The organism is Lentzea alba (genome assembly GCF_047445655.1).
Taxonomy (GTDB): Bacteria; Actinomycetota; Actinomycetes; order Mycobacteriales; family Pseudonocardiaceae; genus Lentzea; species Lentzea alba_A.
Genome location: NZ_JAJAEG010000031.1, coordinates 108700 through 123016 on the forward strand (window position 1 = coordinate 108700; position 14317 = coordinate 123016).

Annotated in this window: 8 protein-coding genes and 1 pseudogene; 7 read left to right on the top strand and 2 right to left on the bottom strand. The window is 68.4% G+C overall.

The window, feature by feature from the left end; all coding sequences use genetic code 11:
* Position 1 precedes the first annotated feature (1 nt).
* On the bottom strand, positions 2 to 406 hold the full coding sequence (locus tag LFM09_RS39060; protein ID WP_414101665.1) for a DUF6228 family protein: 405 nt from the start codon (positions 404 to 406) through the stop codon (positions 2 to 4).
* A gap of 119 nt (positions 407 to 525) precedes the next feature.
* On the opposite strand from LFM09_RS39060, the gene LFM09_RS39065 reads away from it, so the two are divergent.
* From LFM09_RS39065 to LFM09_RS39090, 6 genes are read left to right on the top strand one after another with little or no spacing between them, the layout of a single operon-like run.
* Complete coding sequence (locus tag LFM09_RS39065) at positions 526 to 1692, top strand: acyl-CoA dehydrogenase family protein (protein WP_414101666.1); 1167 nt, start codon at positions 526 to 528, stop codon at positions 1690 to 1692.
* Entirely contained in the window at positions 1689 to 3635 is a 1947-nt protein-coding gene (locus tag LFM09_RS39070; RefSeq protein WP_414101667.1) for an acetate--CoA ligase family protein, read from the top strand. Before LFM09_RS39065 ends, LFM09_RS39070 begins: the two co-directional genes overlap by 4 nt.
* On the top strand, positions 3632 to 5239 hold the full coding sequence (locus LFM09_RS39075) for a 5-guanidino-2-oxopentanoate decarboxylase (protein WP_414101668.1): 1608 nt from the start codon (positions 3632 to 3634) through the stop codon (positions 5237 to 5239). Before LFM09_RS39070 ends, LFM09_RS39075 begins: the two co-directional genes overlap by 4 nt.
* Positions 5240 to 5289: 50 nt before the next feature.
* The gene (locus tag LFM09_RS39080; protein ID WP_414101669.1) at positions 5290 to 10299 is read left to right on the top strand and encodes an NACHT domain-containing protein; all 5010 of its coding nucleotides are present in this window, start codon (positions 5290 to 5292) and stop codon (positions 10297 to 10299) included.
* A gap of 59 nt (positions 10300 to 10358) precedes the next feature.
* Entirely contained in the window at positions 10359 to 10919 is a 561-nt protein-coding gene (locus tag LFM09_RS39085) for a DUF4360 domain-containing protein (RefSeq protein WP_414101670.1), read from the top strand.
* Between the two features lie 42 nt (positions 10920 to 10961).
* Positions 10962 to 11534 (top strand): hypothetical protein, encoded by a 573-nt coding sequence (locus LFM09_RS39090; protein ID WP_414101671.1) that lies wholly within the window; start codon positions 10962 to 10964, stop codon positions 11532 to 11534.
* Here the strand turns inward: LFM09_RS39090 and LFM09_RS39095 are convergent.
* Entirely contained in the window at positions 11500 to 13089 is a 1590-nt protein-coding gene (locus tag LFM09_RS39095) for a ribulokinase (RefSeq protein ID WP_414101672.1), read from the bottom strand. The two genes, LFM09_RS39090 and LFM09_RS39095, sit on opposite strands and share 35 nt — an antisense overlap.
* 36 nt (positions 13090 to 13125) lie before the next feature.
* Here LFM09_RS39095 and rho point away from each other — a divergent pair.
* Positions 13126 to 14142, top strand: a pseudogene (rho, locus tag LFM09_RS39100) (transcription termination factor Rho); the annotation flags it as partial.
* Positions 14143 to 14317 lie beyond the last annotated feature (175 nt).

The window sequence follows — 14317 nt, forward strand, 5'->3', positions numbered from 1 at the left end:
GTCAGCGCGCGTCGAACAGCTCACGCAGACGGCCCGCGAGACCGCGCATGTCCTCGCCTGCGTAGATCCACGTCGTGACGCTCACCGACCACGCGTGGGTCAGGTTGTCCGCGAGGCTCCACCTCAGCTCGACGTGTCCGCGCGAGTGAAAGCGCGCCGTGACCGCCAGTTCCTCGTCATACGACCGCCACGCCCGCTCGCCGTCCCAGCCCTGGAAGTCGTCGGCGAGCCGTTCGAAGAACACCGCGAGCCCGTCGTGGTCCAGCACCTCGACGCCTTGCCGCGCCTCGACGCCGTTCGCGCTCAGCTCGACGGACATCGTGGTGATGTCCTGATCGAACGCCACGCAGTCCTGCAGCCGCACCTGGGCACCGGTCGTCTCGACGCAGGTGATCACTACCTCCACAGCGGTCGAAGTACCCCTGGCGGATCACCCGTTCGCGACCCTTCGGAAGCGTCTTGACACAGCTAGGCTGCCCGATGGATCGTGAATAACTGATTCGTCAGTCAATTTAGGGGTGCGAGATGGGGCGGACCGTCCGGGACGGCCTGCGGCTCACGGCCGAACAGGAGCAGTTCGTCGAGCTGGCCAGGGAGTTCGCCGCCAGGGAGATCCGTCCGCGGGGGCGCGCCGTCGACGAGGCGGACACCGAGTCGCCGCTCGACGTCTGGGAGAAGGCGTCGCAGCTCGGGTTGACGTCGTTCATGATCCCGGAGAAGTTCGGTGGTGGTGGGGTCACCGATCTGCTCACCCAGGTGCTCGTGCAGCAGGAGCTGTGCCACGGGGACATCGGCATCGGGAACCTGATCACGTCCAACGGCTTCTTCAGTGCTCCGATCGAGCACCTCGGCTCGCCCGAGCAGCAGGAGCGGTTCCTCGGTCCACTGGGGAGCGACCGGCCGCCGCTCACCGCCGTCGCGGTCACCGAGCCCGGCAGCGGGTCGGACGCGGCGAGCATTCAGACCTCGGCCAGGCGCGAGGGCGAGGAATACGTCCTCAACGGACAGAAGACCTGGATCAGCAACGCTCCGTACGCCGAGTACTTCGTGGTCTTCGCGACCGTGGATGCGACGCTGAGGTCGCGTGGTGTCACGGCCTTCGTGGTGCCGCGGGACACCCCTGGGCTGAAGGTCGGGCCGCCGTTCCAGAAGATGGGGCAGCGGGCGATCGTGAACGCCGAGGTGTTCCTCGACGACGTGCGGGTGCCGCTCGAGAACCGGCTCGGTGACGAGGGGCAGGGGTTCGCCGGCCTCATGCGGACGTTCGACGCCTCGCGAATCCTCATCGGCGCTGCCACGACGGGCCTCGCGAGGGCCGCGCTCGACTTCGCCACCGACTACGCGCGGGAGCGCGAGCAGTTCGGGGTGCCGATCATTCAGCACCAGGCGGTGGCGTTCCGGCTCGCGGACATGGCCACGCGGGTCGACACCTCGCACCTGCTGACCGTGCGGGCGGCGACGTTGTACGACGAGGGGCACGCGGTGGCGCAGGAGTCGGCGATGGCCAAGCTCGTCGGGTCGGAGAACGCCATGTGGTGCACGCACGCGGCTGTGCAGACGTTGGGGGGCTACGGGTACTCCCGCGAGTACCCCGTCGAGCGGTGGATGCGTGACGCCAAGCTCGAAGAGATCGAGGAAGGCACGTCGGACATCCAGCGCCTCATCATCTCCCGCGGTCTCGGTGCGAGATGATCTTCTCTGATCCCGCGTCCGTCGCGGTCGTCGGTGCGAGCGACGACCCCGCGAAGTGGGGGCACTGGCTGGCGCGCGGGGCTCTCACGGGCCGTGATCGTCGTGCGGTCCACCTCGTCAACCGCGGTGGTGGCTCGGTGCTCTCGGAGCCGACGGTCCGGTCGCTGTCAGAACTGGCCGAGGCGCCCGAACTCGTTGTGCTGGCGGTACCCGCGGCGCACGTGCCCGCTGTGGTGGACGAGGCGTTGTCGGTCGGCGTGCGTGGATTCGTCGGCATCACCTCGGGAATCGACGACGGGGTGATCGCGCGCATCCGTGCGGCCGGCGCGCGGTTGCTCGGGCCGAACTGTCTGGGTGTGTTCGACGCGGCCACCTCGTTGCACCTGGCGTGGGGGCGGTTCCAGCCCGGTTCGCTGGGGGTGGTGTCGCAGAGCGGGCAGGTCGGGCTGGAGATCGCCGGGCTGGCGGCCGCGTCGGGGATCGGGGTGTCGCGGTTCGTCTCGGTCGGCAACCAGGCGGACGTGACGGCGACGGAAGCGTTGCTGGACCTCGTTTCCCACGACATGACGACGGTCGTGGGGGTGTACCTGGAGAGCTTCGGGCCGGGGATCGTCACGGCGATGTCGGAGCTGCGCGCGGCCGGTAAGCCGGTCGTGCTGCTGACGGTCGGTTCCTCCAGGGCGGCGCAGGAGGCGGCACGTTCCCACACTGGCGCGTTGACGTCCTCTTTGGACGTTGTGGACGCGGCTTGCCGTCGTGCCGGTGCGGTGCGGGTGGCGACGCCGGCCGCGCTGGTCGACCTGGCGGCGGTCGTGTCGTCCGGGGTGCCGCGCGGGAGCCGGGTCGGGGTGGTCTCCGACTCCGGTGGACAGGGTGCGATCGCGGCTGATCTCGCGGTGGCGGCGGGGTTGTCGGTGCCGCGGAACCCGGTCGACCTCGCCGGGGCGGGGGAGCAGGATCTGGAGAACTACGTCCGCGCGATCGATGTTCTGGCACGCGGGGGTGAGGTCGACTCGGTCGTGTTGTCCGGCTATTTCGGCAGCTACGGCCCGGACACGCCCTCGCTGGAAGCCCTCGAAGTGGCGGTCTCCGACAGAATCTGTTCGCTGGCAAGGGAAACCGGCGTTTCCGTGGTGGTGCACAGCATGTGCGCCGACTCCGCCGCGGTGCGGACGCTCAAGGCCGGCGGAGTGCCCGTGCAGCACACGATCGAGCGCGCGCTGAACGCGTTGGGCGGCGCGGCACGGCTCGGCAGGCCAACGCAGACGGTCGTGCCACAGACAAAGGCCGTCGTTCCGTTCCAGCCCGGTTACCTCGCGGCCCGCGAACTGCTGAGCTTCGTCAGGTTCCCCAAGGCTCACGCCGTCACGAGCGCCGCGGAAGTCAAAGCCACCAACCTCAACGGCCCGTACGCTTTGAAGGCCGACTGGCTCCAGCACAAGAGCGAACACGGCGGCGTGAAGATCAACCTCACCGACCCGGCCACCGCGTTCGACGAGATGACGGCCAGGCTGGGCCCCGGCACGTACGTCCTCGAAGAGATGGACACGCGCGAGAACACCGTCGAACTGATCATCGGCGCGAAGCGCGATCACTCGTTCGGCCCAGTGATTCTCGTTGGCGCGGGCGGCATCCACGCAGAGTTGCTCAAGGACACCGCGATCGAGCTCGCCCCCGTGACCCCCGCCACAGCGCGGGAAATGCTGGCACGCCTCATCTCTGCCCCTCTCCTGTCAGGCTGGCGTGGCGCGGAACCGGTCGACGTGACAGCGTTGGCCGAGGTGATCGCCCAGATCTCCGAGACGCTCGTGGCCAGACCGGACCTGGCCGAGATCGAGCTGAACCCCGTGCGCGTGGGGCCCGACGGCGTGCTGGCCGTCGACGCGCTGATCATCCCTTCGGGGGACAAGGTGAACGACACGAGCGGACGACGCGTGGCATGAGGATGACCCCTCCTCGCATCAGCGGGGGTGACGCGCTGGTGCGCGCACTCGTCGCGCACGGCACCGAGCTGGTGTTCGGCATCCCCGGCACCCACAACCTCGGCATCTACCGCTACCTCGCCGAGCACGACGTCAAGCACGTCACCCCGCGCCACGAGCAGGGCGCCGGTTTCGCCGCCGACGGTTACGCCCGCGTCACCGGCAAGCCCGGTATCTGCCTCACGACAAGCGGCCCGGCCGTGCTCAACGCGATGACCGCGGTGACCCAGTCGTACTCCGACTCCGTGCCGGTCCTGCTGATCTCCCCGGGCATGCCCCTGCGCCACCCCGGCCGCGGCAACGGCACCCTGCACGAGGTCCGCCACCAGAGCGCCGCGCTGGAAGCGGCGATCGGCTACTCGAACCGCGTGCACAGCGTCGCCGAGATCCCGCTGGCCATCGCACAAGCCTTCGCGCACATGACCTCCAGTCGCCCCCGCCCAGCACACCTGGAGATCCCGCTCGACCTCATCGACGCCGTCGAGAAGGTCAGCGACGTCGCACCCGTCCTCGTCGCCCACCCGCCCGCGGACGCCGTCACGATCGCCGCAGCGGCAGGCCGCCTCAACTCGGCAACGCGACCGGGCCTGATCATCGGCGGCGGCGCGAAGGGCGCTGCCGAGGAGATCACCGCACTCGCCGAACGCCTCGGCGCCCCGGTGGTCGCCACAGCCAACGGCAAGGGCACCTTCTCCGAACACCACCAGCTCTCCATCGGCGCCGGCCTGCACCACAAAGCAGTGGCCGAGTTCGTGGCTGAATGCGACGTGGTCCTCGCCATCGGAACCGAACTGGCGAGCACCGACCTGTGGAACGGCCCGCTGAAGTTCCCCGGCGACCTCATCCGCATCGACGTCGACCCGGCCCAGATGATCACCAACGCCCTCCCGGACTACCGCCTGGTCGGCGACGCCCAAGCCACCGTCACGGCCCTGAACCAGCGCCTCGGCAAGGCCCAAGCGACCCAGGAAGCCCTGAAGCGTGCCGAACGCTGGCAACGCCTCTTCCGCAAACACGCCCGAGCCCAAGGCGCCCCCTGGCTCCCACTCGTCGATGCCATGCGAGAAGTCCTGTCCCCAGGCGCGATCATCGCCGGCGACAGCGCAATGGCCTGCTACTACGGCACTTTGTCCAACCTGCCGCTCGAAGGCCCGGCAAGCTTCCTGTACCCCACGGGTTTCGGCACCCTCGGCTACGGCCTCCCGGCAGCGATCGGCGCCAAGATGGGCGCCCCCGACCGTCAGGTGATCGCTCTGCACGGCGACGGCGGCGTGATGTTCACGCTCCCCGAACTCGCCACTGCGGCTCAGGAACGTCTGCCCCTACCGGTGATCATCGCCGACAACGGCGGCTACGGCGAGATCCGCCGCGAGATGGTCGACCGCAGCGAACCCGTCCACGGCGTGAACCTCCCCGGAATCGACTTCGCCAAGGTCGCCAAGGGCCTCAACTGCCACGGCCTGACCGTCGACGACGAGGACAAGTTCGCCAACGCCCTGCGCAAGGCGTTCGCCGCCGACCGTCCCACGGTGATCCACGTGACGGGTGATCTGGCCGGCGCATAAGTCCACGATTTGGCACTAAATGGACCGCCCAGCCGTGAGACCATCCCCCGATGGCGGAGGATGACCTGGAATTCAACATCCAAGCCCGCAGCAGCATGGCGCCCCGTTCTGGCTGGGCCTCGGCCACCGGCCTGCCCACCGAGATCAAGGACCTGCTCTGGGCCCAGGAACAGGCCGCCGACCTGCTGCCCTACCAGCTCCCCGGCGCCCGCACACCCTCACTCGGCACGGTGTACGTGCGCCAGGACGTCGGCAGCGGGGTCGACGACGCGCCAGGGGACCAGCCGCCCGCCCCGTTGCTGGACGAGCACGGCCAGCTGATCGAGCCGCCGTCGGGACCCGCGACGATCCGGGTGACGGTGCGACCGCCGTCGAAACCGATGCGAGCCGCGCTGGACGCCGACGAACACCTGGTGATCACCGGAGGCCCCGGCCAGGGCAAGTCGACCCTCACCCTCAGGCTCACCGCCGAGATCGTGCGAGCCTGGTCGGTGCCGGACGAGGACGAACCTCCCCTCGACGAACCCGTGGTGCCGCTGCGCATCCCCGCTCGCGTGCTGGCGGCGCACCTCGGCCAGTCGTTCTCGCAGACGCTGGCGAGCAGCGCCACCGCCGAGTACGGGCCTTACCTGAGCGGACCACTGGACTCGGCGCTGTTCGCGCGCCGGGTGGCCGGCCACCGGTGGCTGCTGTTGATCGACGCGCTGGACGAGGTGGCGGACAGCGACCTTCGCCTCAGGATCGTGCACACCCTGGCGGCGTGGGCGACCAAGTCGACCTACCGGGTCCTGCTCACGACCAGGCCGGCCGAGGGCGGGACGCTGGCGCCCCTGCAACGGGCAGGGGCCGGGCGCTACGAACTGCTCCCGTTCGACGTGGACGCACTGCACAGGTTCGCGGAGCACTGGTTCGAGGAGGACATCGACCAGGCCAGGAGGTTCCTGCGCCAGGTGCGCGACGCCCGCCTGTTCGAGCTGGTCGCGGTGCCGCTGCTGGCCACGATCGCCGCAATTGTGTTCGAGAAGCACGGCGAACGCCCACTCCCCGGCAACCAGTACCAGCTCTACGACTCGTATCTCACGTTCATCCAGACGTCCCGCGAGACACCGGAAGCGTTCGAGCGGCATCACACGTCGTTGGTCGAGCACCTCGGCCGCACCCGGCTCAGGTCGGACATCCCTCTGGTCAAGGCTGTCCGCGACTGGGTCCGCTGCCACGAGGACGCCGGCTCGTACGACGACGTCATCGCCCATCTCACCGCGACCGGTCCGTTCGTGCCGCGCGGCAACGACCTGACGTTCCTGCATCACAGCTTCGCCGAACACGTGGCGGCCACTGCGGAAGCCCGTGATCTGCCCGAAGCGTTCGACCCGGACGGCTTCGCCGACCTACTGCACCGAGCGAAACCGTTGGAGGAAGGGCGTTTCGCACGTCAGGTGCTGCTGCACTACACGCACCTGCACCCGGCCGAAGCCGACAATGTGTTGCGCTGGCTGCACAACGGGACAGGGGAGCAGCACCTTCTCGCCGCCCGGCTGCTTGCCCGGCACATGCCCGCGAGCGCGCCACTGGTCGACGACTTCCTCGCCACCGTGCGGGGATGGGCGATGACCACCCAGTTCCGGGCGAGGCTCATCCTCGGCCAGGCCAGCCGCGCCACGCACCACCACGGCCTGCGCGACTGGCTCATCGGCCTGCTGCAGGACGAGTCCGCGCCGTGGGAATCGCGCGCGGAAGCCGCCACGGCGTTGGCGGTGCGGTTGCGCGAGGATCGCACGGGGGAGCCGATCAGGTTCCTGCGCGCGGCCGTGGACGACCTGTCGGCTCCCGCCGACCACCGGCTGGCCGCGGCGGAGGCCCTGGCCGACACCGGAACCGCGGAACGGGAAGCGGCCGAACGCGGTCTGCGTTCGGTGCTGTCGGACCCGTTCGCGACCGGTGCGGACTGTCACGGCGCTGCGGTCGTGCTGTCCGCTTTCGGTGGCGAGGCTCGTGACTTCGCTGTCGCCGCGCTCGAACGCATCGTGTCCGATGAGGACACACCGATCAACTGGCTCGTGGAGGCAGCCACGGGACTGGCCGAGATCGACATGGCGTTCCACGAGCGGTGCATCGAGGTGTTCCTCGGCGTGCTGCGCGATCGAGTGCACAACACGCTCGGCAGAAGGGAAGCGGCGATCGGTCTCGCCGCTCTCGGCGCACCACAGGTGGCGACCGAGGCGTTGGCTACGTTGGTCACCGACCGCAGGTTGATCGCGGGCATGCGGGGCAACGCGGCGGTCACGCTCGCGTCGCTCGGCCCGAGGCAGCGGGCTCTGGCAGGCGAACTGCTCCTGGCCCAGATCGACGCCGGGCCGGAGGAACGCAGGCAGCTCCCCGCGCAACTCTCCCACCTCTGCCCACCTGAGGTGGGGGCGCAGCACCTGCGCAGGGTGTTCGCGGACAGCGGAGCACTGTGGGGCCAGGTCATCGCGGCGGCCGGCGCACTCGCGGCGCTCGGACCTGCCTTTCACACCGAGGCTGCCGCGCAGCTCCAGCGCGTGCTCGCCCAGGTGCCACCGATGCGGCAGGACTTCGTCGGAACCCTGCGGGAACTGTCCGCGCTGCCAGAACCACATCGCGGCGACGCCATCACCAGGATGCGGGCCGCGCTCGTCGACCTGCGGATCGACCCGCTCACCCGGTGTTCCACCGCGAGGGAACTGATCCGCTGCGCTCCCGAGTACCACGCCGAGGCTGCTGAACAGCTGATGCTCATCACTCGCGACTGCGACCCCAACGTTGCTTGGGCGGCTTGGACACAGCTGGACCAGCTCGGGCCCGAACTGAGGGAACGCGCGCTGAAGGCGCAGCTCGCGCTCGCGCGGGCTGATCCCTCATCGGCCTATCAACTCGGCGGTGCGTTCGCGTCGGAATGCACGGCCGACCGCCGCACTGCGGAGGAGGTGCTCACGGCTCTGCTCGGGGATGACCGGCGCAGCCTGCGCACACGTCTGCTGGCCGCGCAGGGGCTCCTCAGCCTCGGCGGACCTTTCCACCGGGCGGCGGTGGTCGGCGCGACCGAGCTCATCCGGTCCGGTGAGGTCCTCGATGTTGCTTATGTGGCAAGGATTTTCGAGTTGTCGGGACGCGGTGTCCGTGCCTCGCTCGCCGAGGCGTTGCACGAGATCATCGATGACGAACTGAGCACGCCGTACCGTTCGCGGCTGGCGATGCAGGCGCTCGACGTTCTCGGCCTGCCGGCGCCCCTACCCGCTTTGCGTCGTCTCGTCGCTGATCACTCCGCGGACCTCGACGATCGGGCGATTGCCGCGGTGACGCTGGCGAGGAGCGACCACTCCCGGCTCGACGAGGCCGTGGAACTCGTCTTCCGCGCGTGCAGCGACATGGCGTTGGAGTCGTGGCGAGAACTCGTGGGGGACGTCACTGCACTCGGAGCGGACGTGCTGTCGCGGCTGCGTGAGCTCGCCGCCGACCGGAACCGCCAACGGTACGAGTCTGCCGCGGCCGCCTGCCTGCTCGGAGCCGAAGGGCTCCCGGTGCTGCGCCGGCACGTGGAGGACGGGTACGTCGACTTCAAGTCACGTGCGCACGCGTATCGGACGATGGTGGAAGGTGCGGATCCGCAGGCGCTGGCCGAGGCCGTCGACGTTCACCTCGCGGTGCTGCACGATCCGGAAGAGCCGATGTCGGTCCGCTGTGAGGCGGCTGCCGCGCTCGCCGGCCTCGACCGGTCGTTCCTGCCAGCGATGGGTGAGGTGCTGTGGCGGTTCGCAGAGAGCGGTCATCTCGTCGTCGAGGAGCGCGCGCTGGCAGCGGACGCTCTCGACCGGCTGAACGCCCCGGAGTCCCAGCGGCTCGCCACGCTGATCGCCGCGCTGGTGCGCGACCCCCACATCAACGACGACACCGCCGCCCGGCTGATCCGCAGGTTGCCCCGGGAACAACGCACCAGGGCAGAGGCAGTCCTGCTGGCTGATCACGCGGTGGACATCGCGGATCGCGTTCCTCAGTCCGACTTCTGGGACGACTTGCCGTTGCGCGCTGAGGCCGAGGCAGCCATCAGAGACATCCTGTCGGCGCCGGAAGCCAACGCCGCGGATCGTCGCAACGCAGCGGTCGCACTCTCGCAGCTTTGTGTGCGGGTGGTTCCGGAGGCTCTCGATCTGTTGCTGGCGGAAGGAACCCCGGCCGCACGTGTCGACGCCGCGAAACATGGTGCGTGGCAACGTGTCCACGACGACGCTCAGGCAGTCGTCGACGAGACCCGTTCGATGCGGGAACGGCGGACCGCGGCACTGTTGCTGGCGAAGATCAGCACCGAGCCTCCTGCTCGTGACTTCCTGCTGGCGGACCTAGACGCGCCGTGGCGGATCCGGGCTGATGAACTCGGCCTCGCGCGCGCCTTCGATGATCTCCGTGTGATGCGGGACGATCCCTGTTTGCCTGCGTGGCAACGCAGGCGTGCGGTCGGCTGGCTGTCCGACCTGTCGCTCGACGACCGCGCGGCGTGTGGCCGTGTGCTGGCCGAGATCGCCGCCGATCCGGCGCCGCCGGCATTGCGGTGGCGGGCGGCGGACGACCTCGCCGACCTGGGCCCCAAGGGCAGATCCGACGCGCTTCCACTGCTCGACGCCATCGCACACAACGGCTGTCTTCCAGCCACCGCACGAGCTGAGGCGGCGTCAGTGATCTGTGCGAACTGGCCACCACAACGGCCGCGCATGCGAGCCGTGCTGGACAGACTGGTGGAGATCGCCACGCCGCTGCAACGGGCGAACGTGCTCTTCGTCATCGGAGCCTGGTGGCCCCTTGACGCGGTGACGGAGCTGCGTGCGATGGCAGCCGATCCGACGTTGGGTCCGGTGGTGCGACTGAGGGCCGCGCGGAACGCGATCTCGCTGTGGCGTGACGAACGGGGCTTCTGCGCCAAAGTGGCACGTGAGGTGGCCAACGATCAGGACGTGCCGAGGCACGTGCGGCGGCGGGCAGCGGCCTACCTCGCCGAGTGGAGCGACGTTTGCCGCGAGGAGGCTCGTGCGCTGCTCGTAAAGCTCTGAGCCGTTCGCGCGATTGCCAGGCGAGATAGGTTCTCCCACAACAATGTGAGGAGGCCTCCATGTTGGCGGCGATGGCGTTGGTGGCTGCGGCCGTTGTTCCACCGGGACCGGTCACCGTCGAGGTCCTGAAGGTCAGCGGCACGGGATGTCCGGCCGGCACGACGACCGTCGCGATGTCGGGCGACAACCAGGCGTTCACGGTGACCTACAGCGACTTCCTGGTGCAGGCCAAGGGAAGCGAGGCGAAGAAGAGCTGCACGATCGAGCTGAAGCTCAACCACGCGGCCGGATACACGTACGGGATCGCCGCTACGGACTACCGCGGGTTCGCTCATCTGACCGACGGGGCGCGGGGGACCGAACGCAACACCTATCGCTTCCCCGGCTTTCCGACGCAGCACAGCACGCACACGTACAACGCGCCGATGAGTGACAACTGGCACGCCACCGATGTGCCGGACAAGGTGCAGCACGGGCCGTGCAAGGACAAGAAGCCACTCACCATCGAGGCCGAGCTGAAGGTCAACGGCAAGGGCAGCGCCACCAGTTTCATGACGATGGACTCGACGGATTCGAGTGTCAGCACGACGTTCCGGGTGGCCTGGAAGAAGTGCGGCTGAAACACCGAGCGTCCGGACGGGAACACCGTCATCATGGGCGCCATGAACGACACTCTCCGCCTGGAGGTCGTGCCGGAGCAGACGCACGGGTTCGAGGTGCTGCTGCACGTCAACGACGTCGAGATGACCTCGGAAGGTGCGGGCCTCGGCCGGGATCCGATCGATCTCCTGGTGCCGGACAACAAGTTCGTGGCGACCGAGGAACCGCACACGATGATCGTCGCCACCTGTGAGTGCGGCGAGTACGGGTGTGGGCGCACGGACGTCACGATCGTGCGCGAGGGCGACACGGTGCGGTGGACGTGGTTGTTCGAGGAGCCGATGCCGAGGGACGCGGTGTTCGACGCCGGGACGTACGACCGCGAGATCGCACGCTTCTCCCAGGACTTCTCGTGGGAGACACCGGCTCGTACGGCCGCTCGTCTCGTGTTGACCGGAACGACGAACATCACCTGGGCTGGCGCGCACCACGACGATCCGGAACGGTTCCGAGTGCTCGTCAAGAACGACTGGGGCCGCACGACGGAGAAGGACTTCACCTGGGAAGGGCGAAGCCCTGAGGCGTTGGCGCGTGCGGTGCTCAGCGAGCTGGGTCAGCGCGCAGGCGGTGCATGACCGAGTTGCCGCCGCGTCCGAAGTAGTCGTGCAGCGTGACATACTCCGCGTACAGCTCTGAGTATGCTGAAACCCTTGCAGCATCAGGGATGTAGACGTCACGCCGCACCGAGCCCATCGCGACCGAGGCTTCGGAGATCGACGGATGGGCTCCAGCGGCGATGGCGCCGTGGATCGCGGCACCCAGCGCGGCGCCCTCCGACGATCCGATCAACGACACCGGCATCCCCAGGACGTCGGCGTAGATCTGCATGAGCACGGGGTTCTGCGTCAACCCGCCGGCCGCCACGAACGACTCCACGGGCAGACCCGCGTCCCGGAACGCGGAAACGATCGTGCGCGTGCCGAACGCCGTGGCCTCCATCAAAGCCCGATAGACGTCCTCGGCGCGGGTGGCCAGGGTCTGGCCGACGATCACGCCGGACAACGCGTGGTCCACCAGCACCGACCGGTTGCCGTCGTGCCAGTCCAACGCGATCAAGCCGTGCGACCCCACCGGCTTCGACGAGCCGAGCCGCGACAGCAGTGTGTGGACCGAGATGCCCTCGGCTGAAGCGGCCGCGGAATAAGAAGCGGGCACCTGGTGTTCCACGTACCAGGCGAGGATCGAACCGGCACCGCTCTGGCCGGCCTCGTACCCCCAGTGGCCGGGCACGATGCCGCCGTCGACCACCCCGCACATGCCGGGCACGGGACGCAAAGAAGACCCCACCATCATGTGGCAGGTCGAGGTCCCCATCACCGCCACGAGCTGACCTGGCGACGCGGCCCCACATGCTGCGACGGTGGCATGGGCGTCGATCACCCCGCAGGCGACCGGCGTGCCCTCGGCCAACCCGGTCGAAGCCGCACCCGCAGCGGACAGCCCGCCGACCCGCGTGCCCAGCGGCACGATCGGCGTGTCGAGCTTCTGAGCTGCGAAGGAAGCGAAGTCCGGATGCAGTTGCACCAAAAGGGATGGCGCCGGGTAGCCGGACTGGTACAGTCCCTTGTAACCGGCGGTGCACGCATTGCGCACGTAAGTTCCGGTGAGCTGCCAGACGATCCAGTCCGCGGCTTCCGCCCAGTGTCCCATGCGGGCGTAGACATCAGGTGCCTCTTCGAGCACCTGCAGCGCTTTGGGGAACTCCCACTCCGCTGACGTCAGTCCTCCATACCTCTCCATCCACGGCTCGTCGGCGAACACTGCGTTGAACCGCACGGCTTGCGAAGAAGCCGCGTGGTGGCGCCAGAGTTTCGCCAGCGCGTGAGGAGACGAGGAGACCTGCGCCAGCGGCGTGCCGTCCGCCAGCACCGGAAGCACGGTGCTGGCGGTGAAGTCGGTGCCGATGCCGATCACCTCGGCAGGTGAGACGCCGGCATCGCGCAACGCCAAAGGCACGCAGCGCAAGGCATCCAGGTAGTCCGAAGGCACCTGGAGCGCCCACTGCGGCTCGGGTTCCAGCACGCCGTGGGCGTACTCAACGGAAGCGCTGCCCAGCTCGGCCCCGTCGGAGACCCGGACCACCACGGCCCGCGCCGACAGAGTGCCGAAGTCGATTCCCACTACCAGCAACTCAACCCTCCTGAAAGGACAGTCACCGTGCACATCGGTGTACTCGACATCCGAAACAACAAGGCCTTCCTCGTCGACGGTCCAGTCGTACCGCAAAACCTCGTCAAGCAACACGACCTGAGGCGCGGCGACCAGATCTCCGGCGAAACGGAAGACAACAGGCTCATCAGCGTTGACACCGTCAACGGACGCATGCCGCACAAAAGGCCCAGGTTCGCGGACCTGACGCCGCTCTACCCCAACGAGCGGCTGCGACTCGAACACGACCCGCACGAGCTGACCAGTCGCACGATCGACCTGGTCATGCCTATCGGCAAGGGCCAGCGGGCGCTCATCGTGGCGCCTCCCAAGGCCGGCAAGACGATCGTGCTGCAGCAGATCGCGCAGGCCATCGCCAAGAACAACCCGGAATGCCACCTGATCGTCACGCTCGTCGGTGAACGGCCGGAGGAGGTCACCGACCTCACGAGCACCATCCCGGGCGAGATGTTCGCCTCCACGTTCGACGAGCACCCCAGGGAGCACATCCGGGTGGCGGAACTGTCCGTCGAACGGGCCAAGCGCCTCGTCGAGGACGGCCAAGACGTGGTGATCCTGCTCGACTCGGTCACCAGGCTCGGCCGCGCCTACAACCTCGCCGCACCGAACGGCGGCCGCATCCTCAGCGGTGGCGTCGACTCGACCGCCCTCACGCCGCCGAAGCAGTTCCTCGGCGCCGCGCGGAACATCGAGGAGGGCGGCTCACTCACGATCATCGCCACGGCCCTGGTCGAGACCGGGTCGGTCGCCGACACGGTGATCTTCGAGGAGCTCAAGAGCACCGGCAACGCCGAGCTGAAGCTCGACCGCAAGACGGCCGCGAAGCGCGTCTACCCCGCGGTCGACCTGCACCAGTCCAGCACCCGCAAGGCGGAGCTCCTGGTCAGTCCCCAGGAGCTCGCCATCACGGACGCGGTGCGCCGGGCCATGTCAGAACGCGACATCGACGTGCTTCTCGACGGTCTGCGCAAGACCCAGAGCAACGCGGAGTTCCTCATGCAGATGTCCTCCTGAGCGGCTAACTTGATACTCGGCCAAGCGAATCTGCTCCTGACCCTCATGACGCACGCAAGTACCACCAACTCAACATCAACAGGCACTTTCCTGCTACCAAATCACCAGGCGCCGTGCACGTTGTCGACGACGGGACTGTAAAAAGAGCGGTGTAACTCCCGATCATGGAAGTGCA